25 protein-coding genes and 1 pseudogene are annotated in these 20553 nt (G+C 68.1%); 15 read left to right on the plus strand and 11 right to left on the minus strand.

Features of this window, described 5'->3' with window-relative positions; all coding sequences use genetic code 11:
- Window positions 1-12: 12 nt before the first annotated feature.
- The 6 genes from GFK26_RS32745 to fliE all read right to left on the minus strand — a co-directional run bounded on the left by GFK26_RS32745 (window position 13) and on the right by fliE (window position 4980).
- Complete coding sequence (locus GFK26_RS32745; RefSeq protein WP_228121839.1) at window positions 13-378, minus strand: flagellar protein FliT; 366 nt, start codon at window positions 376-378, stop codon at window positions 13-15.
- Window positions 378-797, minus strand: coding sequence for a flagellar export chaperone FliS (fliS, locus tag GFK26_RS32750; protein WP_153285643.1), 420 nt, complete (start codon window positions 795-797; stop codon window positions 378-380). The genes GFK26_RS32745 and fliS overlap by 1 nt, the downstream gene beginning before the upstream one ends.
- A 14-nt stretch (window positions 798-811) precedes the next feature.
- Window positions 812-2260 carry a flagellar filament capping protein FliD gene (gene fliD / locus GFK26_RS32755; protein WP_153285644.1) on the minus strand — a complete coding sequence of 483 codons (1449 nt, stop codon included), beginning with the start codon at window positions 2258-2260 and terminating at the stop codon, window positions 812-814.
- 55 nt (window positions 2261-2315) lie between these two features.
- Complete coding sequence (locus GFK26_RS32760) at window positions 2316-2678, minus strand: flagellar protein FlaG (RefSeq protein WP_153285645.1); 363 nt, start codon at window positions 2676-2678, stop codon at window positions 2316-2318.
- Window positions 2679-2848: 170 nt separating this feature from the next.
- Window positions 2849-4495 (minus strand): FliC/FljB family flagellin, encoded by a 1647-nt coding sequence (locus GFK26_RS32765; protein ID WP_153285646.1) that lies wholly within the window; start codon window positions 4493-4495, stop codon window positions 2849-2851.
- Between the two features lie 164 nt (window positions 4496-4659).
- A complete protein-coding gene (gene fliE / locus GFK26_RS32770; RefSeq protein ID WP_153285647.1) occupies window positions 4660-4980 on the minus strand; it encodes a flagellar hook-basal body complex protein FliE in 321 nt (106 codons plus the stop codon).
- Between the two features lie 282 nt (window positions 4981-5262).
- Here fliE and fliF point away from each other — a divergent pair, with 282 nt between their 5' ends.
- From fliF to fliR, 13 genes are all read left to right on the plus strand, one after another.
- The gene (gene fliF / locus GFK26_RS32775) at window positions 5263-6966 is read left to right on the plus strand and encodes a flagellar basal-body MS-ring/collar protein FliF (protein ID WP_153285648.1); all 1704 of its coding nucleotides are present in this window, start codon (window positions 5263-5265) and stop codon (window positions 6964-6966) included.
- Window positions 6959-7957 (plus strand): flagellar motor switch protein FliG, encoded by a 999-nt coding sequence (fliG, locus tag GFK26_RS32780; protein ID WP_153285649.1) that lies wholly within the window; start codon window positions 6959-6961, stop codon window positions 7955-7957. Before fliF ends, fliG begins: the two co-directional genes overlap by 8 nt.
- Window positions 7944-8702 carry a flagellar assembly protein FliH gene (gene fliH / locus GFK26_RS32785; RefSeq protein ID WP_153285650.1) on the plus strand — a complete coding sequence of 253 codons (759 nt, stop codon included), beginning with the start codon at window positions 7944-7946 and terminating at the stop codon, window positions 8700-8702. Before fliG ends, fliH begins: the two co-directional genes overlap by 14 nt.
- A 4-nt stretch (window positions 8703-8706) precedes the next feature.
- Window positions 8707-10131, plus strand: a complete 1425-nt coding sequence (fliI, locus tag GFK26_RS32790) for a flagellar protein export ATPase FliI (RefSeq protein WP_153285651.1) — start codon at window positions 8707-8709, stop codon at window positions 10129-10131.
- Window positions 10128-10586: a flagellar export protein FliJ gene (gene fliJ / locus GFK26_RS32795; protein ID WP_153285652.1), complete on the plus strand. Its 459-nt coding sequence runs from the start codon at window positions 10128-10130 to the stop codon at window positions 10584-10586. The genes fliI and fliJ overlap by 4 nt, the downstream gene beginning before the upstream one ends.
- Window positions 10587-10605: 19 nt before the next feature.
- Window positions 10606-11928: a flagellar hook-length control protein FliK gene (locus GFK26_RS32800; protein WP_153285653.1), complete on the plus strand. Its 1323-nt coding sequence runs from the start codon at window positions 10606-10608 to the stop codon at window positions 11926-11928.
- A gap of 117 nt (window positions 11929-12045) precedes the next feature.
- On the plus strand, window positions 12046-12561 hold the full coding sequence (fliL, locus tag GFK26_RS32805; RefSeq protein ID WP_153285654.1) for a flagellar basal body-associated protein FliL: 516 nt from the start codon (window positions 12046-12048) through the stop codon (window positions 12559-12561).
- A gap of 30 nt (window positions 12562-12591) precedes the next feature.
- On the plus strand, window positions 12592-13593 hold the full coding sequence (fliM, locus tag GFK26_RS32810; RefSeq protein ID WP_101489195.1) for a flagellar motor switch protein FliM: 1002 nt from the start codon (window positions 12592-12594) through the stop codon (window positions 13591-13593).
- Window positions 13586-14014 (plus strand): flagellar motor switch protein FliN, encoded by a 429-nt coding sequence (fliN, locus tag GFK26_RS32815; RefSeq protein ID WP_153285655.1) that lies wholly within the window; start codon window positions 13586-13588, stop codon window positions 14012-14014. The genes fliM and fliN overlap by 8 nt, the downstream gene beginning before the upstream one ends.
- Window positions 14011-14493 carry a flagellar biosynthetic protein FliO gene (gene fliO / locus GFK26_RS32820; RefSeq protein ID WP_153285656.1) on the plus strand — a complete coding sequence of 161 codons (483 nt, stop codon included), beginning with the start codon at window positions 14011-14013 and terminating at the stop codon, window positions 14491-14493. Before fliN ends, fliO begins: the two co-directional genes overlap by 4 nt.
- Before the next feature lie 23 nt (window positions 14494-14516).
- Window positions 14517-15248 (plus strand): flagellar type III secretion system pore protein FliP, encoded by a 732-nt coding sequence (fliP, locus tag GFK26_RS32825; RefSeq protein WP_373696566.1) that lies wholly within the window; start codon window positions 14517-14519, stop codon window positions 15246-15248.
- Window positions 15245-15514 carry a flagellar biosynthesis protein FliQ gene (fliQ, locus tag GFK26_RS32830; RefSeq protein ID WP_062469313.1) on the plus strand — a complete coding sequence of 90 codons (270 nt, stop codon included), beginning with the start codon at window positions 15245-15247 and terminating at the stop codon, window positions 15512-15514. The genes fliP and fliQ overlap by 4 nt, the downstream gene beginning before the upstream one ends.
- 44 nt (window positions 15515-15558) lie before the next feature.
- A complete protein-coding gene (gene fliR, locus GFK26_RS32835; protein ID WP_153286188.1) occupies window positions 15559-16308 on the plus strand; it encodes a flagellar biosynthetic protein FliR in 750 nt (249 codons plus the stop codon).
- Between the two features lie 164 nt (window positions 16309-16472).
- Here fliR and GFK26_RS32840 read toward each other — a convergent pair whose 3' ends face one another.
- The gene (locus GFK26_RS32840) at window positions 16473-16904 is read right to left on the minus strand and encodes a GNAT family N-acetyltransferase (RefSeq protein ID WP_153285658.1); all 432 of its coding nucleotides are present in this window, start codon (window positions 16902-16904) and stop codon (window positions 16473-16475) included.
- A 96-nt stretch (window positions 16905-17000) separates the two neighbouring features.
- Window positions 17001-17513, minus strand: a complete 513-nt coding sequence (locus GFK26_RS32845) for a DUF1579 domain-containing protein (protein ID WP_153285659.1) — start codon at window positions 17511-17513, stop codon at window positions 17001-17003.
- A 151-nt stretch (window positions 17514-17664) separates the two neighbouring features.
- On the opposite strand from GFK26_RS32845, the gene kdsA reads away from it, so the two are divergent.
- Window positions 17665-18516 carry a 3-deoxy-8-phosphooctulonate synthase gene (gene kdsA / locus GFK26_RS32850; RefSeq protein ID WP_153285660.1) on the plus strand — a complete coding sequence of 284 codons (852 nt, stop codon included), beginning with the start codon at window positions 17665-17667 and terminating at the stop codon, window positions 18514-18516.
- 71 nt (window positions 18517-18587) lie between these two features.
- On the opposite strand, the gene GFK26_RS32855 is transcribed toward kdsA, so the two are convergent.
- Together GFK26_RS32855 and GFK26_RS32860 are read right to left on the minus strand one after the other, a co-directional pair.
- Window positions 18588-19253: a carboxymuconolactone decarboxylase family protein gene (locus GFK26_RS32855; RefSeq protein WP_153285661.1), complete on the minus strand. Its 666-nt coding sequence runs from the start codon at window positions 19251-19253 to the stop codon at window positions 18588-18590.
- Window positions 19254-19346: 93 nt separating this feature from the next.
- A pseudogene (locus GFK26_RS32860) lies at window positions 19347-19619 on the minus strand (cupin domain-containing protein); the annotation flags it as partial.
- A gap of 16 nt (window positions 19620-19635) precedes the next feature.
- Between GFK26_RS32860 and GFK26_RS32865 the strand changes: the two are divergent.
- Window positions 19636-20208 carry a LysR substrate-binding domain-containing protein gene (locus tag GFK26_RS32865; protein WP_265590118.1) on the plus strand — a complete coding sequence of 191 codons (573 nt, stop codon included), beginning with the start codon at window positions 19636-19638 and terminating at the stop codon, window positions 20206-20208.
- Here GFK26_RS32865 and GFK26_RS32870 read toward each other — a convergent pair.
- Entirely contained in the window at window positions 20205-20546 is a 342-nt protein-coding gene (locus tag GFK26_RS32870) for a cyclophilin-like fold protein (protein WP_153285662.1), read from the minus strand. The genes GFK26_RS32865 and GFK26_RS32870 overlap by 4 nt on opposite strands.
- Window positions 20547-20553: the final 7 nt, after the last annotated feature.

Here is a 20553-nt window from a genome sequence, read left to right on the forward strand (position 1 = left end):
TGTCGGTTCGCGTCAGTGCGCGAGGCCGTAGGCCCTGCCCAGGTTCTTCTGGTGGTTCAGCGAATCCATGCGGCGGATCAGGTCGTCGAGCTGCGGCTTGATGAGCCCCGACAGCTCGGCCTGCTCGGTGCAGATGCGCTCGAGCAGGCGCAGCACGAGGTCGCGCTGTGCGGGCTCCAGCGACGCCAGCGGCTGGATCGCCTTCAGGCGCTCGACCGACGCCGAACACCGCGCCTCCAGCTCGGGCAGCTGCCCCCATTCCTTGGCGCGGGCCAGCGCCAGCATCCGCGAGATGCACGCGGCCAGCTGCTCGTAGCAATGAACGATCTCGCTGCGCACGGCCATCTGTTCCTGCCCCCAGGTCACGCTCTGCATCATCAGTTGGAAGGCCTGTCGTCGATCTCCCGCCAGGCGGAAGCGAGGTGGTCGAGCAGGCGGTCGGCTTCGTCCAGCGCCTGCACGTCGTTGCGCAGGTTGGCCAGCAGCAGGCGTTGCACGACGTAGTCGTACAGCGACGACAGGTTGCCGACGATGTCGGTGCCGCCCTCGCCGGCCGCCCCGGCATCGAGGCTGGCCTTCAGGCCGTTGTCGACGATGTTGATCGCCTTCGAAATCGCCTGCCCCTTGGCGCCGATGTCGCCGGCCGCCATGTGCAGGCGCGCCGCGCCGATGGCGGTCTTCGCGCCGTCGAACAGCATGTGGATGAGCTGCAGCGGCGACGCGCTCATGGCGCGGGTCTCGATGCCGACACGCGCGTAGGCGCCGACACCGGTGCGGGAGTGGTGAGAGCTGTACATGCGGCCTCCTGTCCTCAGCCCTTGCTGGCGTTCATCGCGTCGAACTGCTGCGCGAGGTACTTCAGCGTGCCGTTCATGCTGCTCATCGCCACGTCCAGCTGCACGAACTGCTTGCGGTAGCGCTCCACGGTCGCGTCGGCCCGCTCCTTCATTTCGGCGTACTGGGTGTCGATCTGCTTGAGCGTGCTTGTCACGCCGTCGGTGGCGGCCTTGAGCGCACCCTTGCTGCCGGTGAGGTCGTCGATCACCGCCGTGAGCTGCTTGCCGTAGCCGGTGGTGCTGCCGGTGCCGCTGGCAAAGAGCTTCGACACGCCTTCCAGGTTGGTGTCGATGGCCTTGTCGAGCTTGTCGTTGTCGACCGCGAGCGTGCCGTCCTTCTGGAACGAGATGCCGATCGACGTGAGCACCTTCAGGTCGTTCGCACCGCCGGGCTGGGGGCTGGTGAGCGTCTGGCGGATGCGCGTCTGCAGGTTGCGCAAGGTCGAGTCGCCCACGAGCGGCGCGGCGGTTTCGGCGTCGGTGTCGAAGGCGGTGAGCGACTTGGCCGTGCTCTGCAGCGCGTTGTAGGCCTTCACGAAATCGGTGATGGCCGTCTTCACTGCCGTCGTGCTGGCCTTCATCACGAGGTTGAGCTTGCCGGTCTGCACCAGCGTGAGCGTGGTGCCCTGGATGGCGTCGGTCACCGAGTTGGTCGTGCTGGTGACGGCGATGCCGTTGACGGTGAGCCTGGCGTTCTGCGCCGCCGCGGTCTGCTGCAGGTTCTGCGTGCCGGCGGGGTCGTTGTTCAGCAGGCTCTGCAGCGCGGCGTCGCCGTCCACCGAGATGCGCATGGCCGAGGTTTCGCCCGTCTTCGTGGAGGTGAGCACCAGCCGGTTGGGCGTGCCGCTGCCGTCGTTCACGATGGTGGCCGAGACGCCCGCGTTGGCCGCGTTGATCGCATCGCGGATGCCGCCCAGCGTGTTGTTGCTGGCGTCGATGGTGATCGGCTTGGCCGTGCGCGTGGTGTCCTTGTCGAAGGTGGCGCCGGTGTACTGGCCGGTCACGGGGTCGAGCGTGCCGCCCGAGACCTTGCCGAAGTCGATGGTGATCTTGCCGCTGCCGATCGCGGTGGTGGTGTTGGCCTGCCCCTTCGCGATGACCGACTGCGCCTGTGCGAGCTGCGAGATGTCGATGGCATAGCTGCCCGCCGAACGCGGGTCGGTGCCGGTGGCCGCCATGATGCCGCTCACGCTCGGCGTGCCGGTGATCGCCTGGAACAGCGCCGGGTCGCCCAGCTTCTTGGCCGCGGCCTGAATGCCGGCGAGCGCGCTTTGCAGCGTGCCGTAGGCCGAGAGCTTGCTGTTGTAGCTGGTCTGCTTGGCCTTCAGGGCCACGAGCGGCTGGTTCTCCGCGGTCTGCAGCTGGGTCAGCAATGCGCCCAGGTCAAGGTTGGAGCCAACGCCGATGCTGCTGATCGATGCCATGTCGAGGGTGTCCTGAAATGCGGATGAAATGAAGCGGTCTGGAAGCAGCGCGCCGTCAGGCCTGCTGGCTCACGAGCAGCCCGGCCTGCTGGTCCATGACCTTGGCGATGCGAACGACCTCTTCGGTCGGAATCTGGCGAATCACTTCGCCGTTGCTGCGGTCGACCACCTTGACGATGAGCTTGTCGGTGTCGCGGTCGAACTCGAACTGCAGGCTGATCGAACGGCTTTCGAGCGATGCGTTGACCGACTTCACCGCCATCTCGATCTGCACCGGCGTCGCTTCTTCGACCTCGGCCTTGCGCAGTGCCGTGGCCTCGGTCGCGGCTGTCGCAGCGGCGCCATCGGTGCGGCCGGCGAGCAGTTGCTGCAGCCATGGGCTTTCCACGGCAGTGGCGGCGGGTACGGGCTGGGACATGGTCTGCGTTCCGTTTCTTCTTGTGGAGTTCGTTGTCCTGTGCGGCCTCGCCCACAACGTGGCCGCACAGGACAACGCAGGCGGCTTCGGGTGTCCCCGAAGGCCTGCGAGCAAAAAAACAAAGACGCCGGGCGCCACCCTCGTGAGGCGCGCCCGGCGGTCTTCGCGAATTAACGCAGCAGCGAGAGCACGCCTTGCGTGGTCTGGTTCGCCTGCGCCAGCACCGAGGTACCGGCCTGCTGCAGGATCTGCGCGCGCGTCATGTTCGACACTTCCACGGCGTAGTCCGAGTCTTCGATGCGCGAACGCGACGACGACAGGTTGGTGATGGTGGTGCCGAGGTTGGCGATCACCGAGTCGAAACGGTTCTGCACCGCACCCAGCGAGGAGCGCAGCTGGTCGACCTTCGACAGGGCAGCGTCGAGGGCCTTGAGCGGGTCGACGGTGGAGGTGTTGCCGCTGCGGGCGTTCAGCGTGAAGGCGCCAGCCTTGGCCGAATCGGCGTAGACCGCGTTGCCAGCGCCGTCGGTCACTGCACCGTTGCTGTGCACGCTGTAGGTCGACACGGTGGTGGCCGAGTTGCCGAGCGAGCCGTCAGCGCCCACGTAGGCGCCGGTGACCGTGCCGTCCGCAGCGATCGTGACACCTGCCACGCCGCCGATGGTCGATGCAGCCACAGCCGTGCCGCCTGCTGCAGCCAGCTTGTCGTTCAGCGCGGCGGCCGAGATTTCGTCGCCGGTGACGTCGAAGTTGGCTGCACCGGCGGTGGCCGTGTAGGTCGTGCCGCCGACCTTGATGGTGCCGCCCGTGCTGCCAACGGCCGCCATGCTGGTCGTCAGGCTGGTCAGCGTGGCTGCCGTACCCGTACCGCCTGCGTTGTTCTGCGTCAGGTTGCCGACCGTGTCCACCCACAGCGCGGAGCCGTCGGCTGCGGTGATCGTGCCTGCGCTGTCGATCTTGACGTCCAGCGAGTTGCCGCCGATGGTGACCGTTGCGGTCTTGCTCTCGCCCGCTGCGGGCTGGAGCGAAGCGATCGTGGCGGCGTTGGTGCGGCCCGTTTCACCGAAGGTGAACTTCGACTTGGCCGCGTCGTAGGTGTAGGTGGAACCCACGGTAACGACCGAGTCGCCCGCCTTGGCGCCCGCCAGCAGCTGGCTGCGCGTGGCCAGCGTGTTGGTGGCCGTGACGTCGTACTTCTGCGTGCCGTTGACCGGCGCGCCGTTGACGGTAGCGCCAGCCAGCGTCAGGTCGTCCTTGGTGGCGGCCTTGTTCAGCGTGCCCGTGCCGTTCACGTTGAAGCTTTCCAGACCCAGGGTCTTGGCGCTGATTTCCTTCAGGTCGATGTCGATGGTTTCGCCATCGTTCGCGCCGACTTGCACCGTCAGCTTGCCGGCGTCGGCCGACAACACCTTCACGCCGTTGAACTGGGTCTGTTCCGAGACGCGGTTGATTTCGTCCAGGCGCTGGCCGATTTCAGCCTGGATCGAGTCCAGGTCGGTGGCCGAGTTGGTGCCGGTGGCGGCTTGCACCGACAGGTCGCGGATGCGCTGCAGGTTGTTGTTGACTTCGGTCAGTGCGCCTTCGGTCGTCTGGGCGATCGAGATGCCGTCGTTGGCGTTGCGCGAAGCTTGCGTCAGGCCCTTGATGTTGGCCGTGAAGCGGTTGGCGATGGCCTGGCCGGCGGCATCGTCCTTGGCGCTGTTGATGCGCATGCCGGACGACAGGCGCTCGATGGCAGTGTTCAGTGCCGATTGCGACTTGTTGAGGTTGTTCTGCGTGAGAAGAGAAAGGCTGTTCGTATTGATGACTTGCGCCATGTTCGACTCCTGATTGACAAAAGGTTGTGGACTCCGGCCATCGGCCGTAACGCTGGACCCGCTTCCACGGTGAGACTCAAGCCATCGTTGAAGGAGATATCGGCGGGTGTCCGCAAACCTTTAGGGCGACGACGAAAAAAGTTTGACGTCGCTGCCCTTCACCGTCATGCCTGCATGCCCATGATTTCCTGGTACGCCGTCACCAGCCGGTTGCGCACCTGCAGCCCGGTCTGGAACGCCACGTTGGCCTTCTGCAGATCGACCATCACGTCGTTGAGCGCCACGCCGGGCTTGCCCAGTTCGAACGATTCGGCCTGCGCATAGGCCTGCTGCTGCGCGCCGCTGATGTTGGCGAGCGAGCGCTGCAACTCGGCCGCAAAGCTGCCCGCGCCGGTCGGCGCAGAGGTTGCAGGCCCCATGCCGCTGGCGAGCGCGGTGGCGCGCATCTGCTGCAGGACGGATTCGATGGCATTCATGGGGGACATGGGGAAAAGTTCACTTCCAGCTGACTTGACACGGAGCGCGCGAGCGCTCCAACCGGCAGGCAGCGTACCAAGGGACAACCCCGATTCAAACGCGCAACTGAGGGCAAAACCCCCGGCTGTTCGACCGATCGAATTTGGGGGTGCCTGCTGAAAATCGTTCGCGAAACGAACAGGCCTAGGCCGAGATCGCCGGCCCCCTGGAATGACATCCCCCTACCGAATCCTCTCTCTCACCCCGGCGCCGGCCCTGTGCGGCGCAACGGCCGCAGCAAAGGCGCGCCGATGAGCACGGCCGCGCCCACGGGCAGCCTGCCGACGGGCGGCAACGGCCTGCCGCCGATGCTGGAGCGCATGCGCGCACAGCCGCGCCTGCCGCTGATCATTGGCGCCGCGGTGCTGGTGACGGTGGTCGCCGCCTTTGCGCTGTGGAGCCGCGGGCCCGACTACAAGGTGCTCTACACCAATGTGTCGGACCGCGACGGCGGCGCGATCATCGCGTCGCTGCAGCAGATGAACGTGCCCTACAAGTTCGCCGAAGGCGGCGGCGCGATCCTCATCGCGGGCGACAAGGTCGCGGAAACGCGCCTGAAGCTCGCGGCGCAGGGCCTGCCCAAGGCCGGCGGCGTGGGCTTCGAACTGATGGACAACCAGAAGTTCGGCACCAGCCAGTTCGCCGAACAGGTCAACTACCAGCGCGGACTCGAAGGCGAGCTGGCGCGCTCCATCGAATCGATCGGCACCATCGAAGCGGCGCGCGTGCACCTGGCGCTGCCCAAGCCGTCGCTGTTCGTGCGCGACCAGAAGAAGCCTTCGGCCTCGGTGGTGCTCACGCTCATGCGCGGGCGCAGCATCGACGAAGGCCAGGTGAGCGCCATCGTGCACATGGTGTCCAGCAGCGTGCCCGACCTGGACGCCAAGAACGTGACGGTGGTCGACCAGCGCGGCAACCTGCTGTCGTCGGCGCGCGGCACCAGCCAGGGGCTGGACGTGAGCCAGCTCAAGTACGCGCAGGAGATCGAGCAGGGCTACGTGCGCCGCATCGAGGCGATTCTTCAGCCGCTGGTGGGCGCGAGCAACGTGCGCGCGCAGGTCGCGGCCGACATCGACTTCTCGGTGGTGGAACACACCGACGAGAAGTACAAGCCCAACCAGGACCCGTCGCAGGCCGCGATCCGCAGCCAGCAGTCGAGCGAATCGGCGCAGCAGAACGGCGCACCGCCGGGCGGCGTGCCGGGCGCACTGTCGAACCAGCCGCCGGTGAACCCGACGGCGCCGATCACTGCGCCCCGGCCGCCGAACGCGCCCAACGCACCGGGGGCGGCGAACACGCCGCCCGCTGCCGCACCGGCCACCGGCCCGAGCAACACGCGCAAGGACGTCACGACCAACTACGAGCTCGACCGCACCATCCGCCACGTGCAGCAGGCCGCCGGCGGCGTGAAGCGCCTGTCGGTCGCCGTGGTGGTGAACCACCGCGACACGGTCGATGCCGCGGGCAAGGCCGGCAGCCACGCGCTCACGCCGGCCGAGCTGGAGCAGATCCGCAACCTCGCGAAGGAAGCGATGGGCTTCAGCACCGAGCGCGGCGATTCGCTCAACGTGGTCAACAGCGCCTTCGCCCGCGACGCCGAGGCCGGCCCCGCGCCCGAGCTGCCGTTCTGGCGCGACCGCGACAACCTCGCGCTCGGCAAGGCGCTGGGCCCCTACCTGCTCATCGGCCTGCTCGCGCTGTTCGCCTGGTTGGCCGTGGTGCGTCCGCTGATGCGCCGGCACCTGGCCCCGCCGCCGCCCGCGCAGCCCGTGGCCGATGCGGCCGACGTGACCACCACCCCCACCGACACGGCCCCGGCCGCGCCCGAAGAAACACTGCAGCAGCGCGAGTCCACACGCCAGAAGGCCGACATGGACTACGCCCAGCAGACCGCCGACAAGGACCCCAAGCTCGTGGCCGCCCTGATCCAGCACTGGATGCACACCAATGACTAGCGAGGCAGGAACCCGCAAGAGCGCCATCCTGCTCATGGCGCTGGGCGAAGACCGCGCCGCCGCCGCGCTGCACCTGCTGCCCACCTCCGAGGTGCAGGCGCTGGGCCTGGCGATGTCCAAGCTGAGCGCGGTGTCGCGCGACGAACTGGCCTCGGTGCTGGCCGAGTTCCGCCAGGAGACCGAGCAACTGTCGGCGCTGCACCTGGGCTCGACCAGCTACATCCGCGCCGTGCTCAAGAAGGCGCTGGGTGAGGACCGCGCGAGCAACCTGCTCGAAGACATCCTGCAGCCCGACGAGCCGCACGGCGGCATCGAGCGCCTGAACGAACTCGAGGCCGGCGAGGTGGCTGAGCTCATCCGCGACGAGCACCCGCAGATCCTTGCGACGCTGCTGGTGCACCTGGACCGCATGAAGGCGTCGGAGGTGCTCGAGAAGCTGCCCGCGCGACTGCGCCACGACGTGATCATGCGCGTGGCCACCTTCGGCGGCGTGCAGCCATCGGCGCTCAACGAGCTGACCGAGGTGCTGACCGAAATGCTCGCGGGCCAGGGCCTGCGCCGCAGCCGCCTGGGCGGTGTGCGCACCGCGGCCGAGATCGTCAACCTGATGAGCACCACAGTGGAAGAAGAAGCCATCGCCCATGTGCGCGAGCAGGACGAAGCGCTGGCCCAGCGCATCGTCGACGAGATGTTCGTGTTCGAGAACCTGCTGGGCCTGGAAGACCGCAGCATCCAGCGCCTGCTCAAGGACATCGAGTCCGACTCGCTCATCATCGCGCTCAAGGGTGCGCCGCTGGAGCTGCGCGACAAGTTCCTCAGCAACATGTCGCAGCGTGCGGCAGAAACGCTGCGCGAGGACATGGAGCTGCGCGGCCCCGTGCGCGTGTCGCAGGTCGAGACCGAGCAGAAGGCCATCCTGCAGGTGGCGCGCCGGCTCGCGGACGCCGGCGAGATCGTGATTGCGGCGCCTGGCACCGATGACTTCGTCTGACCCCGGCGCCTTCGGTGGCTCGCGTGAGCGACTCGCCGCCATCCACGCGGCCGCGCGCCAGGCGGGCGCCGGCACGCCTGCGCTGTCGGCGTGGGAGCGCTGGGAGATGGGCACGCTCGATGGCAAGGCACCACCGTCCGCCACGCGGCAGGCTGCGCAACGTCTCGCCCCACCGCCTGCACCTCCCGCACCGAAGGTCGACCTCGCCGAGCTGGCCCGCATCCGCAAGGAAGCACGCGCTGCGGGCGAAGCCGAGGGCCGCGCCGCCGGGCTGGCCGAAGGCCGCCAGGTCGGCCACACCGAAGGCCTGGCCACCGGCCTCGCCGCCGCCAGCGTGCATGCCGAACGCCTGCGCGCGCTGGCCCGCTCGCTGCCCGAGGCGCTGCGCGGCGCCGAAACCGAACTGGCCGAGACCGTGCTCGCGCTCGCACTCGACGTGGCGCGCCAGATCGTGCACCGCACCTACCAGGCCGAGCCCGAGTGGGTGCTCCCGCTGGTGCGCGACCTGCTGCATGCCGAACCCGCGCTGCGCGGCGAACCGCGCCTGCTGCTGCACCCCGACGACATCGCGCTGGTGAAGAACAGCCTGGGCAGTGAGATCGAAGCGGCCGGCTGGCAACTGCGCGCCGACGACAGCCTCGCGCGCGGCGGCTGCCGCGTGCAGTCGGCCACGGGCGAGCTGGACGCCAGCCTGGCCACGCGCTGGGCGCGTGTGGGTGCGGCGCTGCGTGGCGACGCCGCCTGAGCCGATGCAGACCGCCGCCACCAACCCTCATCTGAACAGCGTGCGCGCCGCGCTGGAGCAGGCGCGCGCCGACGTCGCGCGCTGCACGACCACGACCGCCTCGGGCCGCCTCACGCGCGCCGTCGGCCTCGTGCTCGAAGCCGTGGGCCTGCAGCTGCCCGTGGGCAGCGACTGCCTCATCGAACTACCGCCCGGCCATCCGCAGCGCCATGCCGAAGCCGAAGTCGTCGGCTTTGCGGGTGACCGCCTCTTCCTGATGTCGCAGACCGAAGTGGCAGGACTCTTGCCCGGCGCGCGCGTGTTCGCGCGGCCCGGCTTGCGCGACCCTGGCGCCACCGGCGATGCCCACACCAAGCGCCTGCCCGTCGGCGAAGGCATGCTCGGCCGCGTGGTCGATGCGGCCGGCCGGCCGCTCGACGGGTTGGGCCCGCTCGACGTGGCGCGCCAGGTGCCGCTCGCGGCGCCGCCGATCAACCCGCTGTCGCGCGCGGCCATCGACTCGGTGCTCGACGTGGGCGTGCGCGCCATCAACGCGATGCTCACCGTCGGCCGCGGCCAGCGCATGGGCCTGTTCGCTGGCTCGGGCGTGGGCAAGAGCGTGCTGCTGGGCATGATGGCGCGCTACACCAGCGCCGAGGTGATCGTGGTCGGCCTCATCGGCGAACGCGGGCGCGAGGTGAAGGACTTCATCGAGAACACGCTGGGCGAAGAGGGCCTGGCCCGCGCCGTGGTGGTGGCCGCGCCGGCCGACAACTCGCCGCTGCTGCGCCTGCAGGGCGCGGCCTACGCCACCTGCCTGGCCGAGTACTTTCGCGACCAGGGCAAGGACGTGCTGCTCATCATGGATTCGCTCACGCGCTATGCGATGGCGCAGCGCGAGATCGCATTGGCCGTGGGAGAGCCGCCCGCCACCAAGGGCTACCCGCCCTCGGTGTTCGCACGGCTGCCCGCCTTGGTCGAACGTGCCGGCAACGGCGCGCGCGACGCGCAGGGGCGCGGCGGCTCGATCACGGCCTTCTACACCGTGCTGTCCGAAGGCGACGACCAGCAGGACCCGATCGCCGATTCGGCGCGCGCGATTCTCGACGGCCACATCGTGCTCTCGCGCACGCTGGCCGAGGCGGGGCACTACCCGGCCATCGACATCGAAGCGTCGATCAGCCGCGCGATGACGTCGCTGATTCCGTCCACGCAGTTCGACACCGTGCGCCGCTTCAAGCAGATGCTGTCGCGCTACCAGCGCAACCGTGACCTGATCAGCGTGGGCGCCTACGCGCCCGGACACGACCTGCAGCTGGACCAGGCGATCGCGATGTACCCGCGCATCGAGGCCTTCTTGCAGCAGTCGATGCACGAACGCACCGGCTACGAGGAGGCCATCGCCCACATGGACAGCCTGTTCACCACCCCATCTCACGGACGCCCATGAGCAGCAGCAAGCTCCCCCTCGGCATGCTCATCGACCTGGCGCAGAGCCAGACCGACGACGCCGCGCGCCGCCTGGGCGCATTGCAAAGCGCGCACCTGAGCGCGCAGCAGAAGCTCGATCTGCTGCTGCAGTACCGCCAGGACTACCACGCGCAGCTCGACGCGCTGATGCGCGGCGGCCTGCCGTCGTCGCAGTGGCGCAACTACCGCAACTTCCTCGGCACGCTCGACCACGCGATCGCGCAGCAGCGCGCCATCGCCGAGCGGGCCGGGCACCAGCTCGACCGGGGCCGCACCGACTGGCAGCGCGAGAAGCGCCGCCTCAGCTCGTTCGACACGCTGGCCGATCGCGTGCGCGCGCAGGCGCTGATGGCGCAGGCCAAGCGCGAACAACGCGACAGCGACGAGCGCGCCGCCCGCCAGTTCTTCGACCGCGCCTCGCACTCCACCCACTGAATCTTCTCCAGGAACCGACATGCCTCCCATGATCCCGCCGTCCGTCACCCCTGCCGCCACGTCGCCGGTGGCACAAGGCGGTGCACGTGGCCGCAGCAGCGCCGACGAGACGCAGGGCCGCGCGTTCGGTGCGGCGCTTGAGCGTTCGCGTGCGAGCCAGGCCGAGAGGACATCGGATGCCGACACCGTGGTCGCGGAGGCCAAGCCGGCGCGCAAGACCGAGCTTGCGGAAGAGATGCGGGATGCGCAGCCTGCGGAACCGGATCTCGCGTTCCTTGCTGCGGCTGTCACGCCGCAACAGGCATTGACTCTTGCGGGACGTGCGGCCACGCAGAACAGTGGTGCGCCAGACACTGTCCTAACGCCCGATGCGCCAGCCGCCCTGCCTGCAGGCCCGGCGCGCCTGAGCAGCGATGCCGCAATCACGCCCGAACCCGCCCTCGCCACTGAAGACGCGTCCGCTCCCACCGCAACCGCCGCCGCACAGAGCGCAGCGACCGAAGCCGAGAACGCGGCACCGTCTTCGCTGTACGAGATCGTGCGCGCCGCCGTGGCCGCGCAGCCGATGGCTGTCGATGGAAAGAAGCCGGCTGCCGCACCGGCAGGCCCGTCCGTCGGCACCGCTGCATCGGGCCGCGCGGGCGCACCGCGCACCGTGAGCGCCACCACCACCGAACAGCTCGCAGCCGCCGCGCAAGCCCAGCCCGTCGGTGACGCGAAGCCCGCGACGGCAGACGCCGCACCTGTCGCCGCCGTGGCCGCAACCGCTTCAAGCGACGAGGCGGCAACCCCGTCCGCCTCCTTCGCGCTTCAACAACCTGCCGCGGCCTCCACCGAACGCACGACCGAGAGCCCCGCCGCACGCCCCGCCATGCACACGCTCGCCCCCGAAGTCGGCAGCGAGAAATGGGCGCCCGCACTCGGCCAGCAGCTCGCGCGCATGAGCCTCAGCGGCACGCGCACGGCCGAGCTGGACCTCAACCCCGCCGGCCTCGGCCCATTGAAGGTCACGCTGTCGATCGGCGAGCACCAGGCGCAGGCCGCGTTCGTGTCGGCGCACGAGAGCGTGCGCAAGGCCGTCGAGGCCGCGCTGCCGCAGCTGCGCACCAGCCTGTCGGAGCAGGGCATCACGCTGGGCCAGACCTCGGTGGGCGCGGACACGCGCGCGCCATTCGGACAGGACGCCGCGTTCGCACAGCAACAGCAGCAACAACACCAGCGGCAAGGCGCGTGGCGACCGCAGGGCACATCGGCCCCGGCTGACATCGCCCGCACGACCACGGCGGCACCCCGCCCCGCTGCCACCTCACGCACCGGCCCGGGCGTCGACACCTTCGCCTGAAACCGCCCCGCCCGCCTCCCGCAATGAACGGATGTGAAGCGCCTTTGTGCGCTTGTTCGGCCGTTCGCTCGCGGGGGACTTCGCAAAGAATAGACCGGACCCGTCCACCGTTTCATCATGGCTACCTCTTCTCCCGCCGCCACCGCGGCTGCGTCGGTCGCGCCCGACCCGTCGGCCTCGCGCCGCACCTCGAAACTGCTGATCGGGCTCGTGGCCGCCCTCGGCCTGGCCGCGGCCGGCGCGGCTGCGTACGTCTTCGTGCTGCCCCGCTTCAACGACCATGCCGCCGCCGAGACGGCCAAGGCACCGGTGCCCGAGAAGCCCATCTTCCTCATGCTGGAGCCGCTGACCGTCAACCTGCAGTCCGAAGGCCGCTCGCGCTTCCTGCAGATCGGCTTGGCGCTGAAGCTGCGTGACGAGCAGGCCAAGGCGCAGATCGTGGAGTTCATGCCCGAGCTGCGCAGCCGCCTGCTGGTGCTGCTGTCGAACCGCCCGCCCGAATCGCTGGTCACGTCGGAAGACAAGGCCCGGCTGGCCACGGAGATTCACAGCGCCCTGAACGCGCCGCTGGCCGAGGGCCTGCCCGAGCTGGGCATTGCGAGCGTGTCCTTCAACTCCTTCGTCGTGCAGTGACGACGATGCCCGTTTGCGGACCCGCGATCCATGGCGTATGAACAGGTGCTCTCCCAGGACGAGGTCGATGCGCTGCTGCAGGGTGTCACCGGCGGCGACCTCGACCAGGCCGCCGCGCCCGCGCCGCCGCCCGACGGCCTGCCGGCCTACGACCTCGGCGCGCCCGACCGCGTGGTGCGCAACCGCATGCACACGCTGGAGGTCATCAACGACCGCTTTGCGCGCGGCCTGCGCAGCGCGCTGCTGAACTTCATGCGCCGCAGCCCCGACATCTCGGTCGGGCCGGTGCAGATCCAGCAGTTCGGCGAGTTCGTGCGGCACCTGCCGGTGCCCGCGAACATCAACATGATCCACATGAAGCCGCTGCGCGGCACCGCGCTCTTCGTGTTCGACCCGAAGCTCGTGTTCCTCGTGGTGGACAACCTGTTCGGCAGCGACGGGCGCTACCACGTGCGCGTGGAAGGGCGCGACTTCACGCGCACCGAGCAGCGCATCATCAAGCGCCTGCTCGACCTGTCGCTGCAGTGCTACGGCGACGCCTGGCAGCCCGTGTTCCCGCTGGCCTTCGACTACGTGCGCGCCGAGATGCACGGCAAGCTCGCCAACATCGTCGCGCCCAACGAGGTGGTGATCAACACCACGCTGCAGATCGAGTTCGGCCCCATCGGCGGCTTTCTGCACGTGTGCCTGCCCTACTCGATGATCGAGCCGATCCGCGACCTTCTGTCCAACCCGATCCAGGACGAGGTCGAGGTCGACAAGCGCTGGGTCACGCAGATGTCGCGCCAGATGCAGGCCGCCGACGTCGAGCTCACCGCCGACTTCGTGACGATGCCATCGACGCTGGGCGACGTGATGAAGCTGCGCGTGGGCGACGTCATTCCCATCGAGCTGCCGTCGACGGTGGTCGCCAAGGTCGGCGGCGTGCCGGTGATGGCCTGCGGCTACGGCACCTCCAACGAGCGCTACGCCCTGCGCGTGCAACACATGATCTCCCACCAAGACAGCGATTCGAAGAACGACCATGACTGACAACACCTCTGCCGCCAGCGACGCGGACGACTGGGCCAGCGCACTGGCCGAGCAGACCGCGGCCAGCGCGCCCACGCCCGAGCCGGCCGTGGCGCCGGCCGCCGCGCACGTCTTCCAGCAGATCCAGGACGCACCGGCGGCCTCGTCCACGACGCCCGTGGACATCGCGCGCGTGCTCGACGTGCCGGTGCAGCTCACCGCCGAGATCGGCCGCACGCGCATCACCATCAAGAACCTGCTGCAGCTGTCGCAGGGTTCGGTGGTCGAGCTCGACGGCCTGGCCGGCCAGCCGCTGGACGTGCTGATCAACGGCTACCTCATTGCGCAGGGCGAGGTCGTGGTGGTGAACGAGAAGTACGGCATCCGCCTGACCGACATCGTCACGCCCTCCGAGCGCATGCAGAAGCTCGCGCGCGCATGAACCTGGCGCGGGTGTCTTCGCTGTTCGCGCGGGCCATCGCGCTGCTCGCGCTGGGCCTTCATGCGGCGCATGCGGCATTGCCCACCGTGCCCACGCCGGTGCGCGAAGCCGCGCCGCCGTCCGCGGTCGGCGGTGCGGGCCTGCTGCAGGCGGGCTTCGGCATGGCGGCGGTCGTCGGCCTGATCTTCCTGTGCGCGTGGCTGGCGCGGCGCTTCGGCCTGCAGCGGCTGGGCGGCGGCCAGGTGGTGAAGGTGGTGTCCACCGCCATGGTCGGCCCGCGCGAGCGCGTGGTCGTGGTGGAAGTGGCCGGCCAGTGGCTGGTGCTCGGCGTCACCGGCAGCCAGGTCAACACGCTGCACACGCTGCCGGCCCAGGCAACGCCTGCGGCAGTCACACCCATGTCGCCACAGAACCCGGTGGGCCTGTTCGCACAGAAGCTGCGCGACTCCCTCGCCGGCACGACCCGCACCACCCCATGACCCGCCCCGCTCTGCACCGCGGCCTGCGCACCGCCTTGCTGCTGCTCGCCGCCACGCTGCCCGCTGCTGCATGGACGCAAGGCCTGCCCGGCCTCACGAGCACGCCAGGCCCCGGCGGCAGCCAGACCTGGTCGCTGAGCGTGCAGACGCTGGTGCTGCTGACCTCGCTCACCTTCCTGCCCGCGCTGCTGCTGTCGATGACCAGCTTCACGCGCATCCTCATCGTGCTGGGCCTGCTGCGCACCGCCATCGGCACGCAGACTTCGCCGCCCAACCAGATCCTCGTGGGGCTGTCGCTGTTCCTCACCTTCTTCGTGATGTCGCCGGTGTTCGACAAGGCCTACACCGAGGCCTACGTGCCGTTCTCCGAGAGCAAGCTCAGCGCCGAGAAAGCGCTGGAGCGCGGCATTGCGCCTTTCAAGACCTTCATGCTCAAGCAGACGCGCGAGACCGACCTGGCGCTGTTCGCGCGGCTCGCCAAGGTGCCCGAGATGCAGGGCCCCGAAGACGTGCCGCTGCGCATCCTTCTGCCGGCCTTCGTCATCAGCGAGCTGAAGACCGCGTTCCAGATCGGCTTCACCATCTTCATTCCGTTTCTCATCATCGACCTCGTGGTGGCGAGCGTGCTGATGTCGATGGGCATGATGATGGTGCCGCCCGCGTCCATCGCGCTGCCCTTCAAGCTGATGCTGTTCGTGCTGGCCGACGGCTGGCAGCTGCTCATCGGCGCGCTCTCGCAGAGCTTTTACTTATGACGCCCGAATCCGTCATGACCATGGGCCACCGGGCCATGGAAATCTCGCTGCTGCTGGGCGCGCCGCTCCTGCTGGTGGCGCTGGTGATCGGCCTGGTGGTCAGCATCTTCCAGGCGGCCACGCAGATCAACGAGGCCACGCTGTCCTTCATTCCCAAGCTGCTCGCCGTGTTCGCGACGCTGGTCATCGCCGGGCCGTGGATGCTCGACCGCATGCTCGACTACATGCGCGCCCTGTTCGCCAGCATCCCGCAGATGCTGGCGTGACGCCCTCGGTTTTCTCCGTCACCTCGGGGCAGCTCGAGGCCTGGATGGTGGCCTTTCTCTGGCCCTTCGTGCGCATGCTGGCCATGGTCTCCACGGCACCGGTGTTCGGCGAGCCCTGGGCGACGCGGCAGCTGAAAGTCGGCATCGCCGCCGTGCTGGCCATCGTGATCTCGCCCACCATCGGCCCGTTGCCGGCCGTGCCCGTGGTGTCGGCAGGCGGCTTCTGGATCATCGTGCAGCAGGTACTGATCGGCGCCGCCATGGGCTTCTCGATGCGCCTCATCTTCACGGCCGTGCTGGCCGCGGGCGAGTACATCGGCCTGCAGATGGGCTTGTCGTTTGCGTCGTTTTTCGACCCCATGAGCCACGGCAGCACGATGGTGGTGTCGCGGCTGCTGAACATGCTGGCGATGCTGATCTTCATGGCGCTCGACGGCCACCTGCTCATGCTGGAAGCGCTGGCCGCGAGCTTTCACACACTGCCCATTGCCAACGCCCCGCTGGCGGCCGGCGGCTGGATGTTTCTGGTACTGGCCGCCGGCGACATCTTCGCGACCGGCCTGCTGCTGGCGCTGCCGCTGATCACCGCGCTGCTCACCCTCAACCTCGCCATGGGCATCCTGAACCGCGCCTCGCCGCAGTTCAGCATCTTCGCGGTGGGATTTCCGCTGACGCTGCTGGCGGGGCTGGTGATGCTGCAGTTGCTGATGCCGCACCTGGCGGCGTTCCTGGAGCCGCGGTTTGCGGAGGCGCTGGCGAACATGCTGCGGTTGACGCAGGGACTGCGGCCTTGAGGGCTGGACGCCTGCTTCCGGCTGTTCCGCCATTTCGAAGAACGGCAGTTTCTTTTTGAGGCTGAAGCCGCTCTGGGACCCGCTGCAGATATTTGGCTTCCCCGGAAGCAGACGTCTGTGAGGCAACCACCGGCTTGCGGGTGTTTATCCTCCCGATTCAGGCGTCAGGTTTCACTGAGGTAGCCCCTCTCCACCTGCTGTTGCTGATTCTCGAAGATGGCCATGGCAGTCTTCATTCGCATGAAGCCGAACTTCCTGTAGAAAGGTTCTTTGCCGGGGACCGCATACAAGATGATCTTCTTGTGACCGCATGACATTTCCACCAGCTCGCTGACAACCTGCTTGCCAAGGCCTGTGCCCTGATGGCTCGGCAATACCGCAATGTCGCAGATGTACGAGCAGTCTCCACCATCGGCAAGCGCACGCCCCGCCGCCACGAGCTTCGCATGCTCGTAGACAAAACACTTGAACATGCTGTTCGAGAAAACCTTTTGCAGATGAAGCGGCTTCTTCTCGCCCAGTGGGGCGGCGCGATACAGGGCAGAAAGTTCTTCCCAGTCGATTCCATCGGTGGCGTGTTTCCATTCGAGTGTCACTTGGGGCTCCGATGTCGGGTTGTGGCCGGCTGTAGCGGGTCGAGACACCGTCGCGAAGGCCAGCAGCAGGCATGTGGCGCTCCGGGGAGCGGTCGTTCAAGTCCCACGCGAGGGCGGCACACGGCGGTAGTTCACTTCAACAGCCAGAGCCTCGTCGCCAGCGGGACTGATGTTGTACATGCGCAGGTCGAGCGTGTCGTCGTCGGGTTGTTCGATGGTCGTGCGCCAGCCCCAGCGCGAGCCGCCTTGTCCGTCGCCGTAGCTGCCCAGCATCGACAGGCGCGGGTCGCCGCTGGCGCCGGTGCTGAACATGAGCGACGTGCCGGTGCCAAAGCTCTCGGCCCAGGCCGATTCGTAGCGGCGCTCGTCCAGGTGGTGGGCGATCAGTGCCACACCTTCCATCGGCTCGCCGCCGCAGTGGCCCGTGTATTCATGCAACAGCACGCGGCCGCCCAGCAGCACGCGGATGCTGCCGCGCTGCACCGATTCGTCGGCCGGCGCGCCGGGCTCGAACCAGAGGCGAAATCGGCCCTCCCACTGGCCCGCCATGCGCGCCAACTGCGCGTGCACACCTTCAGCCAGCGATGCTTCGAATTCCTTGCGACCCATGGGCTTTCCTTCAAGGCAGTGACGTGTTCGACGGATGAACTTTGCCACGACGGAAGAACGCGTCAACTCCCGGCACGCCCTGCAAGAACCTGGTTGGCGGCCGAAACCTGAACCGCGAGAATGCAGCCAACACCCTACAGAGGAGCTCATCTTGACCACCGTCGCCATCACCCCCGCAATCAACGTCAGCAACAGCGACGGCTTTGTCCTGTTCGGCGGCGTGAACGTCCTCGAGTCGAAGGACATGGCCCTGCGCGCCGCGGAAGAATACGTCCGCGTCACGCAAAAGCTCGGCATCCCCTACGTCTTCAAGGCCAGTTTCGACAAGGCAAACCGCTCGTCCATCCACTCCTACCGGGGCCCCGGCCTGGAAGAGGGCCTGAAGATCTTCGAGGCCGTGAAGGCGGCGTTCGGCGTGCCGGTTCTCACCGACGTGCACGAGCCATGGCAGGCGGCTCCCGTTGCCGAAGTGGTCGACGTCCTGCAGCTGCCCGCGTTCCTCGCCCGCCAGACCGACCTGGTCGTCGCGCTCGCCAAGACGGGCAAGGTCATCAACGTCAAGAAGCCTCAGTTCCTGAGCCCGACGCAGGTGCTCAACATCGTCGAGAAGATCAAGGAAGCAGGCACCTCCCCCGTCATTCTGTGCGACCGTGGCACCTGCTTCGGCTACGACAACCTCGTGGTCGACATGCTCGGCTTCGGCACCATGAAGAAGGTCACGGGGAATCTGCCGGTCATCTTCGACGTGACCCATGCGCTGCAGCAACGCGAGGCGAACGCCATCGCTTCAGGCGGGCGACGCGAGCAGGTGGCGGAGCTGGCACGTGCGGGCCTGGCGGTGGGCCTGGCGGGCCTCTTTCTTGAAGCGCATCCCGACCCGGCGCAGGCCAAATGCGACGGTCCCAGCGCGCTGCCGCTGGACCAGCTGGAACCTTTCCTCACGCAGCTGAAGGCGTTGGACGACCTGGTGAAGTCGTTCGCGCCGCTGCACATCCGCGCCTGAACGCCTGACGCTGTTTCCGGCGTCGCGGTATGCGGCGTTTTTCTCGATGCTGCAAGGCATCCCGACCCGATTCAACGTGCGGGGCGTGCGGCCAGCTGGCGGTCCAGCGCTTCGCGCGCCCTGCGGGCCGTCCCCGCGTCGACGCGGTCTGCAAGAACCTGGGTCAGCTGGTTCAGTTGGGCTGGGGTGATGCCCACGTTCATGCTGATGCCCATGTGGGACTGGAGCTGCGACTCGGCACCCGCAAGCGCCGACAGCATCCCGACCGTCGCCAGCTCGCGACTCGGCCAGTCGAGGTTGTCTCGCTCGAACACATCGCCGAAGAGATGCGTCTTCAGGTACTCGTCGATGGCCGGCGCGAACTCGAACAACGCGCCCTTGACGGGCTGCCCGACGAGCTTCGTCTGGTTGGCCGCGCCGGCTGCCCGCAGTGCGGCGCCCGTCGGAATGGGGCGCGAGGGCAGTTGCCCCTGCGCGTCCTGGACACCGCGCTGCTTGCGGACTTGCACGACCTTCATCAGTTCGCCCAGCGCATTGAGGCTGCGCGGAAATCCCGCATAGGCGTACACCTGCAGCAGGATCTCTTTCGCATCGTTCACCGAGAGGCCTGCGTCGAGTCCCTGTTCGAGCGCGGTGTTCAGGCGGGCGATGTCGCCCGCCGCTGCGAACGCCGCAATGGGAATGATGGATTGCTGGCGCTGCGACAGTGTCCCGGATGCGGTGCGCGTGGCGTTCATGTTCGTGGCTCCTGGGACCCGGTGCCGGCATGGCACGAGGCGGCGGCGAGGGACAGGGCGAAGGCCAAAGCCAACGCGCCGCCCTTCCCCTGCCTAGCGTTGGTTGTATTGCGCATCGGTGACCTTCTCCATCCATTCGACGTTCTTTCCGCCCACGGTGCCGGTGACGGCCAGGTGGACCAGTGCCGTGAAGGGCGCGGCGCCGTGCCAGTGCTTGACGCCCGGAGGACACCAGACGACATCGCCGGGGCGGATCTCCTGCACGGGCTTGCCCCACTCCTGCGTCAGTCCGAGACCCGACTGGACCACCAGGCGCTGTCCCGCCGGATGGGTGTGCCACGCGGAGCGGGCGCCGGGCTCGACGGTGCTGTGGCCCCGGCTCTTGCCGTTGCTCAAGCAGTATCCGGACATCGAGGTGGAGTTCAGCGTCGACTACGGCTTCACCGACATCGCAGCCGAACGCTTCGATGCCGGCGTGCGGGTGGGCAACCGTGTCGACAAGGACATGGTGGCGGTGCCGATCGCGCCGGCATTGAGGATGGCGGTGGCGGCTTCACCCGACTATCTTGCGGGCAAGTCCGTTCCCCGCAAGCCCGAAGACCTGACCGCACACCGCTGCGTGAACCTGCGGCTTCCCACGCACGGCGGGCTGTACGCCTGGGACTTCGAGAAGGGAAAGAAGCAGGTCAGTGTGCGGGTGCAAGGCCAGACGGTATTCAACAACACCTTCCTGATGCTGCGCGCGGCACTGGACGGCATGGGCTTCGCCTACGTGCCTTTCGACATCATGGAACAGCACATCCAGGAGCGGCGGCTGGTTCCGGTGCTGCAGGACTGGTGGCCGACCTTCCCGGGCTATCACCTGTACTACGCCAACCGCCGCCATCTGTCCCCCGCGCTCGCGCTGGTCATCGAAGCGCTGCGATACCGGGCGCCACCGCCCCGGCGCGCTTAGGGCTTGGAGAACCCGATCCGCGCGCTGCCGCCGCCGAGTGCCCGTGCCAGGCCAGAGGCGTCGTCCACGCGGCCGAGACGGGTGTACGCGTAGGGCGAGTCGAAGGTCTTGTAGAAGACGACCAGGGTTCGCGGCCCGTACAGCATCAGGTCGCCGCTTCTGATCGTGCCAGGACGGATCTCGCTCGTCGGCAGCGATCGCGGCAACGCCGCATGCTTCTCGTTGTTGTGGAGGTCCGGCATGTCGATCGAGAGCGGCAGCATCGCGGCGAAGGCGCGGGCTGCCTCGGTGTCGGCCAGGGTGATGGCGAAGCGGCGTTCGCCGACGGTCATCCACATGCGTGAT

Origin of the sequence: Variovorax paradoxus (assembly GCF_009498455.1) — a bacterium.
GTDB lineage: Bacteria > Pseudomonadota > Gammaproteobacteria > Burkholderiales > Burkholderiaceae_C > Variovorax > Variovorax paradoxus_H.